The sequence below is a fragment of the Saccharopolyspora shandongensis genome (assembly GCF_900106995.1).
GTDB classification, from domain to species: Bacteria; Actinomycetota; Actinomycetes; order Mycobacteriales; family Pseudonocardiaceae; genus Saccharopolyspora; species Saccharopolyspora shandongensis.
On record NZ_FNOK01000019.1, the window covers coordinates 1 to 20,501 of the forward strand.

Here is a 20,501-nt window from a genome sequence, read left to right on the forward strand (position 1 = left end):
CAAGTCCTCCGCCCACCTCGCCGCCTACGCCGGAATCGCCCCAGTCACCCGCAGTTCGGGCTCCTCCATCAAGGGCGAACACCCGGCCAGAACCGGCAACCGCAAACTCAAACGAGCGTTCTTCCTGGCTGCGTTCGCGGCCTTGTCCGATCCCACCAGCAGGACCTACTACCAGCGGAAACGCGATGAAGGGAAGAAACACAACGCCGCGCTGATCTGCCTGGCCCGGCGCCGCTGCGACGTCCTGTTCGCCATGCTCCGCAACAAGACCTACTACCGGCACCCCCATCCAGACGCCGCGCCCGCTGCGGCTTGACAACCACATAGGGACACCCCCCGTCCCTCCGTCGGGGCCGCCCCGGCGGCCCTGGCTCATCATCTCCCGGCAGTGACAGGAGAGCGAACACGGCCTCGGAGTCCTGGCTCAGACACCAGCCGCAAGGTAGCGGTGGATCACGCCTCTGCGGTCGCGGTGGCCTGCTCGTCGTGTTCGCGCAGCATCCGCATGACGGTAGCCGGTGACGGGTGCTGGCCCTTCTTCTTGCCGCTGGTGATGACGAGCTTCGCGGCCATGTCGCGCAGGCTCAGACCTTGATCCCGGTAGTGCAGGGCCATGGCGAGCATGTCCGGGTCGGCGACGGTGGCGCCGCCGATGGTCTTGCCGCGTTTGAGGGCGGACTCGTGGCCTTCGAGGGTGTGGTCGCGGATGTACTCGCGTTCCATGCCGGACAGCACGGTGAACACGACCCCGGAGGGATCGTGCTTGCCCTGGAGCTCTCCGGTGAGGAACTCCAGCCCGACCTCGGACGCTTTGAGTTCTTCGGCGAGCGTGGCGAGGTCGATGCCGCGGCCGAGACGCTTGTGCTCGTGGACGACGAGGGTGACCGCGACGCCGGAGGCGCGCAGTTCCCGCGCGAGCGTGACGGCCCTGTCCAGCTCGGGCCGCTTCGTGACCCGGGTGGAGATCTTCTCCGAGAGGACCCGGGTCACCCCGGCGTCGGCGAGGGAGTCGAGCTGAGCGTCGAGGGACTGCCGGACGGTGGAGGCGCGGGCGTAGCCGAGGCGGACGTGCCCAGTCGGCTCGGCGCCGGCGGCCGGCGGCCGCGGCAGCTCCACCCAGGCCGTGCCGGGCTTGCTACGGGCGGGGTGGGCACGTTGAGCGTCTTGGCGAGCTGAGGCACCAGGCGGAAGCGGGCGGTGTGGTACTGCACGGCGACCTTGCCCTTGCCGGTCCGGCACGGCGAGCCGGCCGGGGCGGCGCAGGACGACATCGGGCAGGTGTGCGCCTCAACGAGGGTGTGGGGGTCCGGGCTCACCCCCGGATCGTTTCATGAGGGTGTTTCATCTGTCCCGCTGTTTGCAACACCTCATGAAACATGATCGCCGCAGGTCGTGCGCCGTGGGTTGGGGTGTTTCACAGGCGAACACCTATGAAACGGGGCCGGGTGCTCAGCGGGTGGCGCGTACGGCGGCAAGCCGGTAGCCGCGGGCTTGATACGCCGGGACGAGCTCCTCCACCGCCCGCTGCCGGGCCCGCTCGCCGTGGAACGTCTCGCCGGCGCCGCCCTGGACACTCACCCGCTGACCGTCGGCGGACGCGATGAGGGTGACGGTGACTTCGTCGCCGTCGGTGTCGCGGACCAGCTGCCACTCGCTCCGGCCCTCGCCCGGGACGTGCGCGCGCACCTCCACCCGGAAGACAGGTACGTCGCGGGCCTGGCCGTGGTGCTCTGCCACTCGCCGGCCACCGCGTAGCCGAGGCGGGCGAGCGCGCGGGCACTTCGGCGGGCGGCTCGATCGCCCCGTGGCGGTGGACGAACAGGTGCCAGCGGCCGTCCGGCTGGCGGGCGAGGGTGGCGTGCGGCGGGGCGTCGGGACCGGCCTCCATGGCAGAGCGCATCAGGCTGTTCAGGCTCAGCGAGGACGGGTCGTCATCCGGTGTCAGGTGCGTCATGCCCTCTCAACGCGGCCGCGCCCGCGGCAGTCACTGCCAGTTCGTGGGTGGAGTATTCGCCGAAGCGGCGGATGTGCTCGGTCAGGTACGGAGAGACCTGCGCCAGGTCCTCCGGATCGATCTCCATCCCTTCGGCCTGCAGCTGGCGCACGATCTCGGCGATGTCGAGCGCGTTGTGGAAGATCACCGCGTTGGACAGCAGCGCGTTGAATTTCGCGGTCTTCTCCTGCTCGACGGGGTCGTTGTCGGCGATCACGCCGCCGTTACCGAAGCCGACCCACGCCGAGAACCGGTTGAACGACTCGACCTTGTTCGTCGCCGCGGTCACCCGCCGGCGCAGCGGCGCGTCCGTCAGGTAGCGCAGCAGCTGGATGGTGCGGATGACGCGGCCGACCTCGCGGAAGGCGGTGTAGGTGGCGTTCTTGTTGGAGCCCGCCCGCAGCCGGCGCAGCAGCAGCGTGGAGGAGATCGCGCCCTCCCGTACGGAGACGGCGACCTTCATCAGGTGCCGGAACTGCGACTCGATCGCAATCCCGCGTTGAGGAAGAGATGAGGTCCGCGATGGTCGCACCCCCGCTGCTGGACATCCGCGGGCTGACGGTCCAGGTCGACGGGCCCGCGGGGCCGGTGACCTGGTGGATTCCTTCGACCTCGCCCTGGCCGCCGGTGACCGGGTCGCGCTGGTCGGCGAGTCCGGGTCCGGCAAGTCCGTGATGGCCCGGTCGGTGCTCCAGCTGGATCCCGACGTCGCGTTTTCCGGCTCGATCCGCCTGGGCGGCACCGAACTGCTGTCCGGCGGCGAGGCCGAGTTGACCCGGGTGCGGGGCGGCCGGGTCGGCATGGTGTTCGAGGATCCGATGGGTGCGCTTAACCCGCTGCAGACGATCGGCAGGCAGATCGCCGAACCGCTGCTGCTGAAGGGAGTTCCGCAGCGGACCGCGCTGGACCGGGCGCGGGACCTGCTGGACGAGCTCGGCGTCGACCGGGCCGCCGAGCTGCTCGCGGCGGGGCCGGGCGATCTGCTGTGCGGATTCGGCCGGACGCTGGCGTCGGCCGCCGTGCTCGGCGTGCACGAGCTGACCGCGATCGTGGGTGTGGAGGCGGACCGCTTCGACGCCGCGATCCCGTGGCCGGAGCAGCTGCGCGCCACTGGTGATCTGCTGGTGCGGCTGGCGCCCGCGTTGCGCGATGCGGGCAGCAGGTTGCTGATCAAGACGCATGAGGAGATCACGACCTTCGAGATCGTCCGGCTCGTGGAGTCCGTCGGCCCGGACGTGCTGGGCGTCGCCTTCGACCCGGTGAACGTGGTGGTCCGGCTGGAAGATCCGGTGGCCGCCGCCCGCCGCGTCGTGCCGCACGTCCGCGCGATCCACCTCGATGACGCCTGGCTGTGCCGGACCTCGCGCGGTCTGGCGCGCCGGATGTGCCCGCTGGAGCGGGGAATCCTCGACTGGCCGCGCCTGCTGCCGGAGGATGCCCGGCCGGTCCTGGACTTCCACCGCGCCGAGCTGGAGTTGCCGTACTTCGACCAGGCGTGGCTCGCCGCGCAGCCCGATCGCCTGGCCGAGATCCGCGACCAGGGCTGGGCACTGCTGGTGCGCCCTGCTGCTCGCGCCGGCTGAGCCGGCCGACTCGACGCTGCCGCCCGACCGGGCATCAAGAGCGCGTAAATAGCCACCCCCTCCCGCTTGTCACCCCCGTGCGGCAGGCGTAGCTTATGCGTCTATGACCAGATGAGTAAATCCGGTCAAACATGTATCGAACATCGTGGAGGCTGGGGTGGCGGAAGGTGCTCGGGATCGTTCCCTCGAACGCCGGCAGCGCGGGCAGCGGATTCTGGACGCCGCTGCCGAGCTGATCCTGCGCTGGGGTTACGACAAGACCACTTTGGACGACGTCGCCCGGCTGGCCGGGGTCTCGAAGGGGACGATCCACCTGCACTGGAAGAACCGGGAACGGCTGTTCCTGGTCCTGCTGCGGCGGGAACGGGTCGGGCTGCTGGCCGAGGTCCGGCGGAGGGTGGTCGAGTCGCCGCAGCAGCCGTCGCTGCACGAACTGCTGCTGCACACGGCGCTGGTCTACCAGCGGCATCCCCTGCTCATGGCCGTACTGACGCGCGACATGGACGTGATCGGCAAGCTGGCCCGCACCGAGAAGGCCGCCCAGGCCGGGGAGGCGATGCGCAGCGATTTCGTGCGGTACCTGGAGGTGCTGCACGCGCGGGGCCTGATCCGCACCGACCTGGGGCTGGCCGAGACGGTGCAGCTGGTCAGCTCGGTGTTCCTCGGGTTCTTCCTGGCGCCGCCGCTGGTTCCGGCTGAGTTCGCGGTCTCCGACGAGACGCGTGCGCAGTTGCTGGCCGAGACGGTGTGCCAGGCGCTGGCGACCGGGCGGGAGTCCACTTCGGAGGATGCCCGGGATCTCGCGGCGACCACGGTGTCGTACCTGGACGAGTCATTAAGCAATGCGGAAGCGAAGTACCGGGCCCTGTTGGGCGCTGGGGAATGAGGGGTGTGCCGGTGTCTGTAGTGGTGCCGTTGGATGCCGCCGACGCGGACTTGGCGCTGGTCGGTGGTAAGGGTGCGTCGCTGGCGCGGCTGGCGGGCGCGGGGTTGCCGGTGCCGCCGGGGTTCGACGTGACGACGGTGGCGTACCGGGATTTCGCCGCCACCGCGGGTTTGCAGGAGCGGATCCTGGCTGCGGTGGCGGAGGTCGATCCGGACCGGCCGGAGACCGCGCAGGCGGCGTCCGGGAAGATCCAGCAGTGGTTCGCCGAATCGCCGGTGCCCGAGGAGATCGCGGAGGCGATCCGGGCGGCGTATGCCGGGATGGGCGAGGACGTTCCGGTGGCGGTGCGGTCGTCGGCGACCGCCGAAGACCTGCCGGAGATGTCGTTCGCGGGTCAGCAGGACACGTACCTCAACATCCGCGGCGAGACCGCGGTGCTGGATGCCGTGCGGCGCTGCTGGGCGTCGTTGTGGACCGCACGGGCGATCGACTACCGGCTGCGCAACGGGGTGGCCGCCGACGAGGTGGCGCTGGCGGTCGTGGTGCAGGAGCTGGTGCCCGCGGAGGCCGCCGGGGTGTTGTTCACCCGGGACCCGGTGACCGGGGCCGGCGAGGACGTCCTGGTGAACGCGGCGTGGGGACTGGGCGAGGCGATCGTGGGCGGCCAGGTCACGCCGGACACCTACGTGGTGGCGCGCGACGGCCAGGTGCGCGAGCAGGTCGTCGGCGACAAGGCGGTGATGACGGTGCGCACCGCCGAGGGCACCAGGGAAGAACCGGTGCCGGAGGGTCGTCGGGGCGTCCCGGTCCTCTCCCCCGCCGAGGCCGGTGAGCTCGCGGCGCTGGGGGTGCGGATCGAAGAGCTGTACAGGTGCCCGATGGACGTGGAGTGGGCCGCGCGGGACGGCCGGTTCTGGGTGGTGCAGGCGCGGCCGATCACGGGGCTGCGGGACCGGCCGGTGGAGACGTGGAACGACAGCCTCGGCGGGGATTACCTGTGGACGTGCGCGAATCTCGGTGAGGCGATCCCGAGCGTGATGACGCCGTGCACGTGGTCGCTGGTGGAGATCTTCATGTCGGAGACGATGGCGCTGTCGCGGGTCGGGCCGCACCGGCTGTCGGGCAACATCGGCGGCCGCTTCTACCTGAACCTGAGCTTGACGTTCGCGGTGGGCAACGCGCTGGGGCTGGGTTCGCTGGTGCGCGCCGCCAGCGAGCAGGCGTTCGGGCGCATCCCCGCGGATGTGGCGGTTCCTGCGCTGCCGATGTCGCGGTGGCGGGTGGTGCGGTCGGCGCTGGCGAGCGGGTTGCCGTTCCTGCGTCGCGTCGCGGCGTACCAGCGGCGGCTGCCGGAACTGCTGGCGGCCTCGCCGGATCGGTGCGCGCGGTTGCACGAGCGGATCGCCGCAGTCGGTGACGCCGGGGAGTTGCGGGCGTTGTGGCGTTCGGATGTGGAGCCGTTGCTGCGGGATTCCAGCCGGATGCTGGCGGCCGGGGCTCGGTTGGACGGCGCGGGTCTGGTGCGGATTCGGCCGCGGCTGCTGAAGCTGGTCGGCGAGGCGGACGCGAACGCGTTGCTGACCGGGCTCAGCGCCGGCGGGGACGCGCTGGCGAGCCTGGGGCCGGTGATGGGGCTGGGCGAGCTGGCGCGCGGGGAGATCGGCCGGGAGACGTTCGCGCGGTCGTGGGGGCACCGGTGCCCGGACGAGTTCGAGGTGTCCGCGCCCCGGCCCGCCGAGGATCCGGAGTGGATCGACCGGCAACTGGCGGGGTTGCGGTCGGCGGCGGATCCGGCGGAGTTGCTGGCGCGGCAGCAACGCGCGCGGGATGCGGCGTGGGCGCGGCTGCGGTCGCGGCACCCGGGCAAGGAGCGGGGGTTGCGGCGCCGGATCGCCGGGGCCGCGCGGGCCGCCCGGGGCCGGGAGGCGGCGCGTTCGGAGTTGATCCGGGCGTTCTGGGTGCTGCGGGCCTTCGTGTTGCGCGCCGGCGAGCTGACCGGGTGCGGCGAGGACCTTTTCTTCTTGCGGATCGAGGAGGTTCTGGCGGTGCTGGGCGGTTCGCGGGAGCCGTTGGGGGCAGTTGCGGACCGGCGGCAGACCTACCGGGCGTATGCGGCGCTGGGGCCGTACCCGACGTTGGTCCGGGGGCATTTCGACCCGGTGCGGTGGTCGACCCTGCCGGATCGGCGGATGGACGTGTTCGACGAGTCGGTGACGTTGGCGCCGGTGTCGCACTCGGTGCGCGGTTTCGCCGGCGCGGCCGGTGTCGTCGAGGGCACGGCGCGGGTGCTGACCTCGGTCGACGAGGGCGATTCGTTGCGGCCGGGCGAGGTCCTGGTGACGACGGTGACGAACGTGGGGTGGACACCGTTGTTCCCGCGGGCCGCGGCGGTGGTGACGGACGTGGGTGCGCCGCTGTCGCATGCCGCGATCGTGGCCCGGGAGCTGGGGATTCCGGCCGTGGTGGGCTGTGGCAACGCCACGACGCGGCTGCGCAGCGGTGATCGGGTGCGGGTGGACGGCGCCGCGGGAACCGTCGAGGTCCTGACCGCCGATTCGGGGGTTGAGGAGTAACCCGAACGGAAAGCCAAGTCGGGGGTCAGCTCGGCCGAGGCACGGCCGAGGCGTTTCATCTCGTTCACGGTGAGGATCACGCGGCAGTGCGGGGCGTGCGCCTTGATCTGCCGGCACGCGTCCGGGTCCGGCCTCGAACTTCGGCCGGACCCGGACGCGGGTAGCGCACCGCGCGCTCGCCAAGTCCCAGCGCAACTGCCCACCACAGTCGTCGTCTCCGGTTACGCCTCTGACCTCTACGACTGTGTCTGTTCGCCGATTGGCACCACCACGAATTGCCCGTCGCGACCAGCCAAGGCGGGACTTGGAAGGACCGCACCGAAGCGCTCTGGCCCAACCGCACCACCGGTCCGCAACCCGGATCCGGACGCAGCAGTGTCGCCTGCAGCACGGCGCTTCGCCGAACTCACCCGGGACAACCGCCGGCTCGCCAATAGATACCTTCGTGCACAACGGAAGCGCCATAGGGAAATCTTGCAGAAGTCGATTAACCCGATACGTGAGTTCGCGCCAAAATTCGAGGAGGCTAACTTGGCTACTGCCAGTAGAAGTCAGCATTAATGACCATAAGCGAATTATGGCGACCGGGATATCAAGCCCTACCGAATCGCCACCACGCAGCATGAGGCGGGCCGTCGTTGCTTCTGACAGACTCTCCGGTTTTGACACAGCTCGCAGGCAAGGATGTCACCCTCCTCCCCTTGGAAATGGGCGGGTTCGTCGTGCACGCCTCCCTGCCCGAGCACGCACCGGGGATCGCTGCGGCCCGGGGCTCTGGCATCGCGGCGATGTTGGCTCCCGGTGCGGTGGCCGATTTCAGCGGCTACTACCGCATCGGGCCAGTGTCGACGGCTTCCTTTCCGCAGCGGCCATGGCCGTGGTTGCCAGGGCTCGACCCGTTCCTCCTCATGGCGCACTCGTCTCAAAAGGAACGGATGTGCCTGGCGGTGGGCGGCCTGACGCATCCGGTCACGGATCATGCGCTGGGCTCGTGGCTGCGGGCGCTGCCGGAGCTGAGTACCTCGAAGCGGCCGCTGGAGGACCCGCTGGTGATCTTGACCTGCAGCAGGGGTGCGGTGCGCCAGCAGCTCGCCGACCTGCTCGGGCGCCTGGTCTGGTTTCCGCACGGTGAGATGGTGGTAGGTGCTGAGCCACTCGACCCAGCCGGCCGCGCCGCCGGGGTCAAGGTGAGGGTGGGCCTGTACTGCACTCCGGACGGCCGCGGCGGGCGGCTCAGATCGGCCTACCCCCAAGGCCCGGCCGGTGACCGGGTGCGATGGGCCTACCGATCCCGGTTCACGTCCAATCCCGCCAGCTGGCTGGTCGAACGCTCCGCCCCTTCCGGCTACCCTGCCCCGGCCGGACTGCGCCCGTACCTGGTCGGCGGTAAGCGCGCCCGCGGCCTGTGCTACTTCGACCGGCGCGACCGCCAATCCCGCTCATCCGCCCTGAACGCGCCGGTGTTGGGATCCTCGCACGTGGCGTGGACGCCGAACGACGCCTACCAGCCAGGGACGCCAGCACAGACCGACCCGGTCACTGGGGCGCTGCGCGCGGCGGCCCTGCCCTGGCACAGCCGGGAACTGGGCGAGCTGCCTTTCGGCCTCGAAGACGTGGCCGTGGTGGCCGGCTACTTCGCCGGCGGCCGGTTCGCCGTCTACGACGAGCGGCAGGACGTCAGCTACTGGGAGACGCCGCTGGCCTTCGGCCTGCGCCTGCGCAAGGACCTGGCCGCGGCCGATGGGGCGGCCTGGGGACCGATGCCGTCGCGTGTGCTGCTGCTGACCGACTTCGACGTGGTGCCTGCCATGGCGCGCAGGCAGGTCACGCGGGGCCTCGGCGGCGCGGAGCTGATCACCGTGAACACACTGTCGACCCTGTTTCTCGACGAGGATGCAGGGCGTGGCGTTCCCAGGGCGCGCATCGCTCTGCTGCCGGCAACCAGCGGCGGCACCCTGCCGGTGTGGACGGCCACGACCTCTGCCGGCATTTCCACCACACTGTCCCCGGCCCCGGGACACCACACACACGGGGCGCAGTCGGCCGATACCGCGCTGCGGCGGCCGATTCACACCACCCCACCCGCCCACAACACCGCCACCCCCCAGTCCTGGAGCTCCGACGCCGGCATGCAGACACCGCCGGCGCAGCGGCTGCTGGAGTGGGCACCGAAGCGCGCGAACCAGCGGCGGGCTGCGCTGGCCGATGGCGCGGATCTGGCCGACGATTGCGTGCCGCTGGCGGCGGAGGGGTTTGCGGTGGCGTATGGGCGGATGGGCAATCGCAGTGCGGAGGCCGAGGACGCGGCTGGCGAGCGGGTGATCGCCAAGAAGGACTGGCTGGGGCTGATGGACATCCTGCAGGTCGTGCCCGAGCCGTGGCCCGATCCGGCCAAGGTGGCGAAAACACTGGTGCAGAGGCCGGAAAGGCTAGCGGTGGTGCGGCTGGCCCGGCAGAACCAGCATGATCACGTGATCCTGGTGGTGCACGGCAGGGACCCCGATCACCCCGGCCAGATGGGGATCTGGGAGGTCGATTTCGCGAAGACCCCGGTGAAACGTCGCATCAGCTCCCAGCCGGAACTGCGCGCGCTTATGAGTCACGCTTCCGCGGTGGCGCTGCTGGACGGTAGCGGCTTGCCGCTGAGCCTGTCAGACGCCGCAGAGCGACGCACTCCCTACCGTGCCGCTCTGCCAGACCCAGGGGCAAGCCCGGCCGCGACCGGCAGACCAGCCGGCACAGGAGGGCACCAGCAGTCCGCTGCGAAGCACTCGGCTACGCAGACGCATCTCGATCTCCCTTTTCACAATGCCGAACTGAAGGAGCAGGGGCGGAACTCGGCGGATGTGCACACTCGTTTCCTCAAGCCCACGGAACCGGCAGAGGAGCAGGAAATCGACGGGTGGGTACGGCGGAAGATCACCCCGGAGCAAGCCGAGCATTTCAAGCGGATACAGCAGGCGGTGATCGCGAAGGAGGATGAGCACGGCCCGGACTACTATCCCTTCTTCCATGCCCAAGATCCCCGGATCCGGGTGGCGCAGGATGTCTACAATCGGGTCTACGCCCGTCATTATGGCGTGGAAATCCCGGATGACTTCCACTTCCTGAGATATCCGGGTCCGGAGGACAACGACTATTCGCAGTATGCGAACATGGCGCAGTTCTTCGAAGCCGACATGAGTCAACACGGGCTGATCGATGACAATATCGTTCCCACCAAATCGAACATCATATCCGCTAATTTGTCCCTCCACGGCGGCCTGAATCACCTGGGTGAAGAGACCTTCTTCTACTTCCAGGACGGAAAGGGTCAGCGGGGGATCGACGTGGTGTGGTTCATGGAGAACTTCCTGGCGAAATTCGGTCTGGACACCAGTGGTGCGGCCGAGATGTACAGGGCGGCTGAAGAGCTCACCGACACCGCGGAAGGCAGCCTGTTCCAGATCCTCGTCCCCAGGAATCTGGCTGACGACGTGGCCTACCTTGCCCACCCGCACGGTTTGCCGCACGACGACGAACTTCTCGACGATCTCCATACGCTCGGCCCCATCCGCTACAACAACCCGACGGGCGAGGGCGACAGCAAGCTGCCCGCAGGTCAGGAGCGGGAGAGGATGAATGACGAGATCGCCAGAAACCTCGATGAGGTCCGGGACGTATGGAATCGCTCTATCGAGGAGCCGTCACCGGTTCCGGATAGCAGCATCATCCCGCCCGGCGCCCACATCACCGCAGAACAGGCGAATGCGGTGCGTGCCCAACTTGATGCGCGTGCGGAGCAGCGGCGCCAGTGGCGCCTGAAGAATCAGGCCATGGAGCTTCACAACAGGACCCTTGAACGGTTCTGGCAGGGTGCATATGCGCCGACCACATATCTCGACGACTATGTGGCTCATCCGGAAAGGTTGAGCCATCCGGACCTGGACCGGCAGCGCGAACTCGTCGAGCGAAACCCCGAACATTTCCAGGGGCAGGGAAAAAAGAGCAGCCACGAGATGATGCGAGTGGCGAACCGGCAGAACTTCATGCAGGCACGCATTCTCCTGTCGGCGAACTACATGCTGAATCCCAGCAGCGGGATCAAGATCGTCCGGCACACCACCATGGACGAGGAAAGCGCGAAGGCATACGACATCCTTCTCGACAGGTACGTCGAGAAGCTCTTCGCCAACCGGGCAGCGAACCAGCAGGCCCCCGGCGGCCGCGAGGCGTAGAGCGCACGCCGGGCCAGGCAGCATCGACAGGTCCGGCGTGTGAGCGTCCACGCTCCGCAGGCAAGCCAGCGAAGCGATCGAGCTGGAGGCGGTGGAGTTCCTGCGGGCACTGCGCCGCGCCAAGGCCGCGTTCGTGCTGCGAGGAGATGACGGCAGAGAGGCCGGTCCCGCCGGTGACCCACACCTGGGATACGCCCACGGGCCACACCTCTGCCTCGGCGCCGCGCTGGCACGCGTTCAGACCGAGGTCGCACTCACCACGCTACTGCGCCGCTTCCCCACTCTCGCGCTCGCCGACGATGACGGTATCGCCGAGGCGGGACGAGAAAGCCGGTACAGGTAGGTATCTGCCCGTTTGCTTCCGGAACCCGCTCGGAAAGGCCGCGCCTCTCGGCGCCCCTGGACCGGCGGGTTCAGGGGCGCCAGCGGGCGATGTAGCCGGGGCGGTCGGCATAGGGCAGGCCGAGGAACGCCCGGGTGGGACAGCCGCGTTCGTCCTCGGGCGGGTAGCTCTCCCCCAGTTCGTCGCAGGGGCCGCCGCCGGTGCCGCAGTGGTGGTGGTTGGTCAGCAGGCGGGACTTCAGCTCGCATTCCCGGAATCCCCTGATGGGGGTGATCAGGCAGGCGTGGGCGGCGCCGGTTTCGGCGTCTTGCCTGGCCACGCGCAGCAGCTCGAGGTCGATGTCGAGCTGGCGGCGCAGGAACGTGACGAACCGGTCCATCTTGCGCACTCCCGTTGTCCGCGGTGTTCGTCGGTCACAGAAAGGGACGCTGCGGCGGTTCGGTTGTGACGCGTTCGACGCGGGTGATCTTGTCATCCGGCGGTGGCGTGGTGATTCTTTGACCGGTTGTTGGCGGATTGTCGCCAAGAATTCCCCGCTCTAGTTACCGCTGCGTACCGTTCGGATCTCCAAGGCTCGGCCCTGATCATGATCGTTCGTCCGGTTTGGGGAGTGGCTATGGCATTGCGCGATGTTCGGATGGCCCGTCGGGTGTTGCTGGCCGGTGGGCTGGCGGCGACGGCGGTCGGCATGTGCGGGTTGCCTGCGGTGGCAGCCGGCGGGTCGCGGCGGGCGGCCGCGCCGGAGATCGCGTCGACGGCGGATTGGCAGGCGCGGGAGCCCAGTTCGCCGGTGGACGTGCTCGACAGCAAGCCGGTCAAGATCGTCGTGCACCACACCGCCTCGCCCAACGTCGACGACACCTCGCAGGAGGCGGCGTTCGCGCTGGCCCGGCAGATCCAGGACTTCCACATGGATTCCAACGGGTGGAAGGACACCGGGCAGAACTTCACCAACTCCCGCGGCGGCTGGCTGATGGAGGGCCGCCACCGGAGCCTGGAGGTGCTGACCGCCGGCGATCAGCACGTGCACCTACATCGACACCGACGTGCCGGAAGACCTGTGGGATTCGCTGGTGCTGTTGTGCACCTACATGGTGTCGCAGTACGGCATCGAGCCCGGCGAGATCTACGGGCACCGCGACTTCATGGCCACCGAATGCCCCGGCGATGTCCTGTATGGACGATTACCGGAGCTGCGCGAGGCCGTCGGCGCGGCCGCGGGCCAGGCCGTGGTGCAGCCGGCGGTGTGGCCGCTGCTGCGCCCGGAAGCGGCGGGCCCGTCGGTGACGGCGTTGCAGCTCCTGCTGCGGGCGCAAGGCGCTTCGGTGCCGGTGGACGGCGTGTTCGGCCCGCAGACCCAGGTCGCGGCAGGCGAGATCGTCGCGGCCGGCGGCGCGGCGGGCGTGTCCTGCTACGCGACGCGGCTGCCGGAGCCGGGCTTGTTCGGCGGCTCGGCCTGGGCCGGATTGGCGCCGGTGCTCGGTGCGGGTGCCGGTGGTGAAGCGGTGCGGGCGGCGCAGGTCCTGCTCACCTCCTGCGGCCGGTACGTGGCGGCGGATGCGCGTTTCGGCGACCGGATGACCGCGGTGGTGCGGGAGTTCCAGTCCGCCAGCGGCCTGGCCGCCACCGGCGTGCTGGACCAGCGGACCTGGCAGCACCTGCTGGGCTGAACCGGCGCGCCTGCGGTGAACGGTGCTCGTCCTAAGGTGGGCCGGTGAGCACCGCCCCGTCCCATGACCGACGTCTTGCCGAGCTGCGTGCGTTCCTGCGCAGCCGCCGCGAACGACTGACGCCCGCCGATGTCGGCCTCCCCGACGCTGGGCGGCGGCGCACGCCCGGATTGCGGCGCGAGGAGGTCGCGGTGCTGGCCGGGGTGGGCGTGTCCTGGTACACGTGGCTCGAGCAGGGCCGCGACATCAAGGTCTCCGATGACGTCCTGGACGCGGTCGTGCGGGCGCTGCTGCTCGACGAGGCCGAACGTGACCACCTCTACCGGCTCGCCGGTCTCAATCCGCCCCAGCGCACGGCGGTGCCGTCGGCGCCGGTGTCTCCGCAGATGCAGGGGTTGCTGGACGCGTGGGCGCCGCGGCCGGGCTACATCCGCGATCGGCATTGGAACTTCACCGCGGTGAACGACGCCGCGCGGGTGGTGTTCGGCTACGGCGAGACCGACCACAACTGCCTGGTGTCGTTCTTCACCAACGCCCGGTACCGGGCCGTGCACCGGCATTGGGACGCCACCGCCCCGGCGGTGGTCGCCGGTTTCCGCGCCGACGCCGCCCGCTATCCCGACGATCCGGAGTTCGACCGCATCGCCGCCGACCTGGCCGAGGTCAGCGGCGAGTTCGCCGCCTTGTGGGCCCGCCACGACGCGGCGGAGCACACCAGCGCGGTCAAGGCCGTCGATCATCCCGACGCCGGGCTGCTGGTGTTCGACGCGACCTCGTTGCCGCTGCCGGAGCATCCCGGCCACCACCTGATCCTGCACAACCCGCAACCGGGCACCGATGCCGCCGAGCGGCTGGCGCGGCTGATGCGCGCACATCCTGGTGGTGGCACACCCACCATGAGCTGACACTGCCTACCCGCTCGCCGCGCCCGCAGGATCGTCGTCATGACGAACAACACCGCGCAGATGCAGGCCATCACCATCCCCGAGTTCGGCGGCGCGGAGGTGCTGCGCTTCGCCGAGCTCGACGTCCCCGAGCCCGGGCCCGGCCAGGTGTCGATCGACGTGGCCTACGCGGGCGCGAACTTCGCCGAGGTCCTCTACCGGCAAGGCGTGGTCGACGTGCCGCTGCCGTTCGTGCCCGGCATCGAGGTTTCTGGACGCATCCGCGCCGTGGGCCCCGGCGTCGACGGGCTGCGGGTCGGTCAGCCGGTCGCGGCGCTGACCATCGTGGCCGGCGGCGGGTACGCCGAAGTGGTCGTCACCGCCGCGGATCTGGTGGCCCCGCTCGACGAGCACGGGCCGGACCTGGATCTCGCCGCGGCGCTGCCGTCCAACAGCACGACCGCGTTCCTGGTGCTCGACCGGGTGGCCCGGATCGAGCCGGGCGAGAAGGTGCTGGTCCATGCCGCCGCCGGCGGGGTGGGCAGCCAGCTCGGGCAGGTCGCGCGGCTGCTGGGTGCCGGGCGGGTCGTCGGTACCGTCGGCAGTCCCGCGAAGATCGACGTGGCGAAGCGGTTCGGCTACGACGAGGTCGTCTTGCGCGACCGGTTCGACAACGCCGGCGAATTCGACATCGTCGTGGACATGGTCGGTGGCGCCAACAGGCGAACCGGCCTGGACGGGTTGGCACCGATGGGGCGGTTGATCGTGATGGGCAACGCCTCCGGCGCCGAGGACGTGGGCGTGTCCGCCAACGAGCTCTGGTTCACCAACAAGACCGTATCCGGGTTCAACCTGGCCGCGTTCTCGGCCGCCTACCCCGAACACGCGGGACGGGCATTGCGTCGCGCGGTGGCCGCGGCCGCGCGCGGGGATCTGCACGTGCAGGTGGAATCCCTGCGGTGGGACCAGGTCGCGGACGTCCACCGCCGCATCGAAACCGCTGCCACCACGGGCAAGATCGTGCTCGAGGTCGCGGCCCGCTAGGCGGTCTCCTCGGTGACGGCGGTTCTGGTCGTTGCGTGCGCACAGTTCCCGAAGCCGGTCACGCCCCGGCCGGGCGGGCGAAGCGCAGGGTCCGGATCTCGAAGGGCCGCAGCCGCAGGTCGAATGCGTCGGTGGTGGCGTCGGGTTCGGCGAGCGGCCGTTCGAGGAGGTCGGTGCGGGTGACCGAGGTGGCCGGGAACGAGATGGTCAGCCGGGCGCGGGCACGACCGCCGCGTGATTCGTAGAGGCGGACCACGAGGTCTCCGCTTCGGTCGTCGGCGAGCTTGACCGCCTCGATGACGACGGCGTCGTTGTCCACGGCCACCAGGGGCGCGACGGGCCGCGAGCCGCTGATGACGCGTTCGGGCAGGTTGATGCGGTAGCCCTCGCGGACGGCGTCGCCGATGTCCGCCCCGACGACCAAGGCGTAGCGCAGGTGGTGGCGGCCGTGGTCGGTGTCGGGATCCGGGAAGCGGGGCGCGCGCAGCAAGGACAGGCGCACGGTGGTGGTCGTGCCGCCGTCGGCGCGGGTGTCGCGGGTGACGTCGTGCCCGTAGGTGGCGTCGTTGACCAGGGCGTGGCCGTAGCCGGGTTCTGCGACGTGCAGGAAGCGGTGGGCGCAGATCTCGAACTTCGCGGCGTCCCACGAGGTGTTGGTGTGGGTGGGGCGCATGACGTGCCCGAACTGGGTTTCCGCGGCGGAGCGGTCGGCGTGCACGTCCAGCGGGAAGGCCGCCTTGAGGAGTTTCTCGGTTTCGTGCCAGTCGATGTCGGTGTCGATGTCGACGCGGCGGGCGTCGGCGGCGAGGCTGATGCGCTGCTCCACCGTGGACCGGCCGAAGCGGCGGCGGATGCGGACGGTGCCGGTGTCGAGGTCCAGTTCGTCGAGCTCGGTGAGGTCCTGGGTGTGGTGCCGGTAGAAGGCGTCGAGGTCCCAGGCGTCCCAGGCGTTGGGGTGGTCGGCGTGCAGCTGCAGCAGGTTCGCGGGGCCGGCCAGCGCCTCGCGTTCGGCGGCGTGGTCGTAGACGGAGGTCAGCAGCCCGCGGTGGTCGATGGTGACGCGCAGCAGGCCGTTGTCGAGGGTGGTGGTGCCGTCGGGGTGGCGGGTGGCCGTCGCCGCGGTGGTGGTGTTCGCGGTGGCCGCGCCGAGGGCGGGAACGCCGTCGCGGGCGTGCGGGGCGGCGTTGAAGGTCAGCGGCCCGGCGGGTTCGCCGGCCAGGGCGTGCAGCGCGCCGGTGATGATCGCTTCGAGTTCGGTGGCGATGCGGGCGTAGGCGGCTTCGGCCTCGCGGTGCACCCAGGAGATCGAGGAGCCGGGCAGGATGTCGTGGAACTGGTGCAGCAGCACCTGCTTCCACAGCCGGTCCAGCGCGTCGTGCGGGTAGTCGCGGCCGGTGGCGATGGCGGCGGTGGCGCACCACAGCTCGGCTTCGCGCAGCAGGTGTTCGCTGCGGCGGTTGCCCTGTTTGGTCTTGGCCTGCGAGGTGTAGGTGCCGCGGTGCATCTCCAGGTACAGCTCGCCGGACCACACCGCGGGGCGGGCGTGGTCGGCTTCGGCGGCGGCGAAGAACTCCTCGGGGGTTTCGAGGCGGACGCGCGGGGAGCCTTCGAGGTCGGCGGTGCGGTAGGCGCGGGCGAGCATTTCGCGGGTGGGACCTCCCCCGCCGTCGCCGTGGCCGAAGGGCAGCAGGGAGCGGGTGGCGTAGCCGTGCTCGGCGAAGTTGTCGGTGGCGTGGGCGAGTTCGGCGCCGCTGATCTCGGAGTTGTAGGTGTCGGCGGGCGGGAAGTGGGTGAACACCCGGGTGCCGTCGATGCCTTCCCACCAGAAGGTGTGGTGCGGGAACTTGTTGGTCTGGTTCCAGGAGATCTTCTGGGTGAGGAACCACCGCGAGCCGGACTGGGCGACGAGCTGTGGCAGGGCGGCGCTGTAGCCGAAGGAGTCGGGCAGCCACACCTCGCGGGTTTCGATGCCGAACTCCTCGAGGTAGAAGCGCTTGCCGTGGACGAACTGGCGGGCCATGGCCTCGCCGCCGGGCATGTTGGTGTCGGCTTCCACCCACATGCCGCCGACCGGCACGAACTGCCCGGTGTGCACGAAGGTGCGGACGCGGTCGTACAGCTGGTGGTGGTGCTCCTTGATCCAGGCCAGCTGCTGGGCCTGCGACATGGCGAAGTGGAAGTCGGGGTGCTCGGCCATCAGGGCGGTGACGTTGGCGACGGTGCGGGCGACCTTGCGGACGGTTTCGCGCAGCGGCCACAGCCAGGCGGAGTCGATGTGCGCGTGGCCGATGGCGGAGATCACGTGGGCGCTGTGGTGCGCAGGCCGGGCGAGGGCGCCGGCGAGTTCGTCGCGGGCGGCGGGTGCGGTGCCGGTGATGTCGTGCAGGTCGAGGCGGTCGAGCATGCGTTCCAGGGCGCGCAGGATCTCGTGGCGGCGCGGTGAGTCCGCGGGGAGTTGCCGCATGAGCTGGTCGAGGACCTCGGCGTCCTGGACGAGTTGCCACACGGGTTCGTCGAGCACGGCGAGTTCGGCGCGGCGCAGCCGGTACAGCGGCGGGGTCGCGGTGGTGGGCTTGGTGCCGAGGTCGGTGGGCCGGAAGCCGTTGTCGCCGAGGATGATCGGGTTGGCGGCGGCTTCGACGTACCAGGTGCGGTGCCGGCCGGCGGAGTTGCGGCCGGCGGGCAGGTAGGTGTTGCGGGGGTTGAGGCCCTTGATGGGGGTGCCGTCGGCGCTGTGGGCGAGGCCTTCGCACTGGAATCCGGGGCGGTCGGCGTCGAAGCCGAGGTCGACCACGACTTCGACGGTGCGGCCGTCCCACTGCGGCGGGATGGTCGCGGCGAGGCGGAACCAGCTGGTGCCCCAGGCGGGTCCCCAGGCTTCGCCGATGCCGGCGGGCGCGTAGTCGGCGCGCAATGCCTCGGCGACGGGCACGGGTTCGCCGGGCGCGTGCCAGACCGCGATGTCGCAGGGCAGCGTTTCGGCGTAGTAGGCGGGTCGCAGGCGTTCGGCCAGCACCCGGTCGAGGCGCTGTTCGACGATGCGGCGGTCGTCGTGCATGTGCTCCCCCGATGCGTTCGGTGTGATCGTGATCATGCTGGCATATCCCGGCGGCGGGTGGGCAGCTGCGAATCGGGTGGTGGTGCGGTTGCTGACCCATTGGTAGGGACGCATCCTGCGGGTGTCCACCCGTCGGCATGGAAAGGCGACGTCATGGCGACCTGCGAAGTCTGCGGCAACGACTACTGGATGACCTTCGAAGTGCACACCGTGGGCGGTGGGGTGCACACCTTCGACTGCTTCGAATGCGCTGCGCAGCGACTCGCGCCGCAGTGCGAGCACTGCGGGACCCGGATTCTCGGGCACGGGGTGGAGGCCAGCGGCCGGTTCTTCTGCTGTGCGCATTGCGCGCGGCAGTCGGACATGGCCATGGCCGGGGAGCTGCGTGACACCGTCGGCGCGCATCCCGGTTGATGGTCCACCCGGGGCATGCACGCAGCGTCGGCGAAGCCCAACGAGCATGCCCCTATCGATGGATAAGCACCCTATCTGAATCTTCGTTACCAATACGTTATGAATTGCGAGAAACACGGGAGCTACCTGCGACGACATGGCGGGTGAGACGGCTTCATCCCGCCCGGTTCGCGCCGGTTGTCGCGTCCGGCATTTGACAACGGGACGAAGCACCGTCGACTCATCCCCTCGAAGTTAGTGGAGGACGCCCCGATGGCAGGTCTGGTTCGCTGGCTGGGCGGTATGGCACGTGAGATGCAGCGGGCCCGCATGGTGATGCGGAACCCTGCGTCGAGCAGCCACGCCCGGCGCTGACGTCCGTCAGTACCCAACCCTGCCCGGCCGCTTCGCCGGGCGCGGTCGAGGCATCGGTCCGGCGGCCACGCGCCGCGACGCAATACCGGGGCGACCAACAACCGGGCGACTGATGCCGGAACCTGCTGAAGACACTGGTGCCGTGGCCGGCCGGCCACGGCACCAGTGCGTTTCGGGCGGTCACTTCGCCTTCTCCGACCTGCGCCCGGCCTTCGAGGACTGCTTGCGCGAGATGCGCGGCGGGCTCGGTCTGGACTACAAGACCGCCGACTGAGGCCGCAACACCGCGACCCGGGGGCAGCTCGTGCTCCTGCCGCACGGTGCCCCGTACGCCCTGTGGCCGGGATCCACGCCGCCGCCGCGCGTGCCGCAGACCTCTTCCCCCGGCGGGTGGGAGTGCTTCGTCGAGGACCTGATCGAGGCCCGGGCCCAGGTGAGCTCCGGCGGCCGCCTGGATCCCGCCGCGCTTGACGCCATCGCCGCGAAGTACCGGATCACCTACGAGGAATGAGCCAGGGTAGTCCTATGTGGACCGATGGGTGGCGGGTGGGTCCGCTCCGGTGCTGCTGCTAGTGTTGCCGCAACATGCGCGACCGAGGAGGTGAGACCCATTACCGCTGTTGCAGGTCGGGTGCTCTCCTTCCGTCGCCGTGACCGGCGTCGCTGAGAGCGCTCGTGGTCACCGAAAGGCACTTCTCATCTCTGTGTTGTCATCATCTTTTTCCGCTGTTGTGAGCAGCCTGCGCGCTGCTGGTTGTGTGTTCGCCGAGGACGAGGCGCGGCTGCTGCTGTCGGCGGCCGCCGACCCGACCGAGCTTTCCGGCATGGTGCAGCGCCGGGTCGATGGCCTGCCGCTGGAGCAGGTGCTGGGCTGGGCGGAGTTCTGCGGTCTGCGCATCTCCGTGGATCCCGGGGTGTTCGTTCCCCGGCGCCGCACCGAGTTCCTCGTCGAGCAGGCCGCCGTGCTGGCCCGGCCGAGCTCGGTCGTGGTCGACCTGTGCTGCGGCTCGGGTGCGGTCGGCGCTGCGCTCGCCGCACGGCTTCCGGTGGAGTTGTACGCCGCGGACGTCGATCCCGCGGCGGTGCGCTGCGCGCGCCGCAACATCACTGGTGAGGTCTTCGAAGGCGACCTCTACCGGGCGCTTCCGGTGGCGTTGCGGGGCCGTGTCGAGGTCCTGGTGGTCAACGCCCCCTACGTGCCTTCCGACGAGGTCGATCTGATGCCTCCGGAGGCGCGGCTGCACGAACCGCAGGTGGCGCTGGACGGCGGCGCCGATGGCCTGGACGTCCAGCGCCGGGTGGCGGCCGCGGCGCCGGAGTGGCTCGCGCCGGGCGGGCACCTGCTCATCGAGACCAGCCGCCGCCAGGCGCCGCACACGGCGGAGCTCTTCGCGGATGCCGGGCTGGTACCGAGCGTGGCCGGGTGCGAGGAGCTGGATGCCACGGTCGTGGTGGGGGCCAACCCCGCGGCGGCGTAGCGTT

19 protein-coding genes and 1 pseudogene are annotated in these 20,501 nt (G+C 70.0%); 13 read left to right on the plus strand and 7 right to left on the minus strand.

Annotated elements, in window-relative coordinates; translation table 11 throughout:
• On the plus strand, positions 1–316 hold a 316-nt coding region (locus BLW84_RS20790; RefSeq protein WP_143061040.1), incomplete at its 5' end, for a transposase.
• Between the two features lie 137 nt (positions 317–453).
• Here the strand turns inward: BLW84_RS20790 and BLW84_RS20795 are convergent.
• The 4 genes and pseudogenes from BLW84_RS20795 to BLW84_RS20805 form a co-directional block, all read right to left on the minus strand.
• On the minus strand, positions 454–1,116 hold the full coding sequence (locus BLW84_RS20795; protein WP_218157395.1) for a recombinase family protein: 663 nt from the start codon (positions 1,114–1,116) through the stop codon (positions 454–456).
• Between the two features lie 41 nt (positions 1,117–1,157).
• Positions 1,158–1,316: pseudogene (locus BLW84_RS50355) on the minus strand (zinc finger domain-containing protein); the annotation flags it as partial.
• Positions 1,317–1,449: 133 nt separating this feature from the next.
• A complete protein-coding gene (locus BLW84_RS20800) occupies positions 1,450–1,737 on the minus strand; it encodes a hypothetical protein (protein ID WP_093267684.1) in 288 nt (95 codons plus the stop codon).
• Between the two features lie 194 nt (positions 1,738–1,931).
• Positions 1,932–2,525, minus strand: a complete 594-nt coding sequence (locus tag BLW84_RS20805) for a Tn3 family transposase (protein WP_281247426.1) — start codon at positions 2,523–2,525, stop codon at positions 1,932–1,934.
• 64 nt (positions 2,526–2,589) lie between these two features.
• On the opposite strand from BLW84_RS20805, the gene BLW84_RS20810 reads away from it, so the two are divergent.
• The 5 genes from BLW84_RS20810 to BLW84_RS20835 all read left to right on the plus strand — a co-directional run bounded on the left by BLW84_RS20810 (position 2,590) and on the right by BLW84_RS20835 (position 11,595).
• Positions 2,590–3,576 carry a TIM barrel protein gene (locus BLW84_RS20810; RefSeq protein ID WP_177226603.1) on the plus strand — a complete coding sequence of 329 codons (987 nt, stop codon included), beginning with the start codon at positions 2,590–2,592 and terminating at the stop codon, positions 3,574–3,576.
• Positions 3,577–3,733: 157 nt separating this feature from the next.
• Positions 3,734–4,462: a TetR/AcrR family transcriptional regulator gene (locus BLW84_RS20815; protein ID WP_177226604.1), complete on the plus strand. Its 729-nt coding sequence runs from the start codon at positions 3,734–3,736 to the stop codon at positions 4,460–4,462.
• 11 nt (positions 4,463–4,473) lie between these two features.
• Positions 4,474–7,035: a PEP/pyruvate-binding domain-containing protein gene (locus BLW84_RS20820; protein WP_245761267.1), complete on the plus strand. Its 2,562-nt coding sequence runs from the start codon at positions 4,474–4,476 to the stop codon at positions 7,033–7,035.
• Between the two features lie 662 nt (positions 7,036–7,697).
• Positions 7,698–11,252 carry a hypothetical protein gene (locus tag BLW84_RS20830; protein WP_143061041.1) on the plus strand — a complete coding sequence of 1,185 codons (3,555 nt, stop codon included), beginning with the start codon at positions 7,698–7,700 and terminating at the stop codon, positions 11,250–11,252.
• A gap of 133 nt (positions 11,253–11,385) precedes the next feature.
• Positions 11,386–11,595, plus strand: coding sequence for a cytochrome P450 (locus BLW84_RS20835; protein WP_425441732.1), 210 nt, complete (start codon positions 11,386–11,388; stop codon positions 11,593–11,595).
• Between the two features lie 70 nt (positions 11,596–11,665).
• Here the strand turns inward: BLW84_RS20835 and BLW84_RS20840 are convergent, their stop codons facing one another.
• Together BLW84_RS20840 and BLW84_RS49175 are read right to left on the minus strand one after the other, a co-directional pair.
• Positions 11,666–11,974, minus strand: a complete 309-nt coding sequence (locus BLW84_RS20840) for a DUF6221 family protein (protein ID WP_093267852.1) — start codon at positions 11,972–11,974, stop codon at positions 11,666–11,668.
• Between the two features lie 92 nt (positions 11,975–12,066).
• Positions 12,067–12,546 (minus strand): hypothetical protein, encoded by a 480-nt coding sequence (locus BLW84_RS49175; RefSeq protein WP_245761268.1) that lies wholly within the window; start codon positions 12,544–12,546, stop codon positions 12,067–12,069.
• Positions 12,547–12,641: 95 nt separating this feature from the next.
• Between BLW84_RS49175 and BLW84_RS49180 the strand changes: the two genes are divergently transcribed.
• Genes BLW84_RS49180 through BLW84_RS20855 form a run of 3 tightly spaced genes read left to right on the plus strand, consistent with a single transcriptional unit; the run spans position 12,642 to position 15,193 of the window.
• Positions 12,642–13,265, plus strand: coding sequence for a peptidoglycan recognition protein family protein (locus BLW84_RS49180; protein WP_245761269.1), 624 nt, complete (start codon positions 12,642–12,644; stop codon positions 13,263–13,265).
• Positions 13,266–13,309: 44 nt separating this feature from the next.
• Complete coding sequence (locus BLW84_RS20850) at positions 13,310–14,170, plus strand: helix-turn-helix transcriptional regulator (RefSeq protein ID WP_093267695.1); 861 nt, start codon at positions 13,310–13,312, stop codon at positions 14,168–14,170.
• A 39-nt stretch (positions 14,171–14,209) separates the two neighbouring features.
• Positions 14,210–15,193 carry a quinone oxidoreductase family protein gene (locus BLW84_RS20855; RefSeq protein ID WP_093267696.1) on the plus strand — a complete coding sequence of 328 codons (984 nt, stop codon included), beginning with the start codon at positions 14,210–14,212 and terminating at the stop codon, positions 15,191–15,193.
• A gap of 58 nt (positions 15,194–15,251) precedes the next feature.
• Here BLW84_RS20855 and BLW84_RS20860 read toward each other — a convergent pair whose 3' ends face one another.
• On the minus strand, positions 15,252–18,287 hold the full coding sequence (locus BLW84_RS20860; RefSeq protein WP_245761270.1) for an alpha-mannosidase: 3,036 nt from the start codon (positions 18,285–18,287) through the stop codon (positions 15,252–15,254).
• Positions 18,288–18,404: 117 nt separating this feature from the next.
• Here BLW84_RS20860 and BLW84_RS20865 point away from each other — a divergent pair, with 117 nt between their 5' ends.
• From BLW84_RS20865 to BLW84_RS20875, 4 genes are all read left to right on the plus strand, one after another.
• Entirely contained in the window at positions 18,405–18,665 is a 261-nt protein-coding gene (locus BLW84_RS20865) for a Prokaryotic metallothionein (RefSeq protein ID WP_093267697.1), read from the plus strand.
• A gap of 496 nt (positions 18,666–19,161) precedes the next feature.
• A complete protein-coding gene (locus tag BLW84_RS49930) occupies positions 19,162–19,293 on the plus strand; it encodes a hypothetical protein (protein WP_281247427.1) in 132 nt (43 codons plus the stop codon).
• Between the two features lie 30 nt (positions 19,294–19,323).
• Entirely contained in the window at positions 19,324–19,530 is a 207-nt protein-coding gene (locus BLW84_RS20870; protein ID WP_177226605.1) for a hypothetical protein, read from the plus strand.
• A gap of 220 nt (positions 19,531–19,750) precedes the next feature.
• Positions 19,751–20,497 carry a putative protein N(5)-glutamine methyltransferase gene (locus tag BLW84_RS20875; protein ID WP_245761271.1) on the plus strand — a complete coding sequence of 249 codons (747 nt, stop codon included), beginning with the start codon at positions 19,751–19,753 and terminating at the stop codon, positions 20,495–20,497.
• Positions 20,498–20,501: the final 4 nt, after the last annotated feature.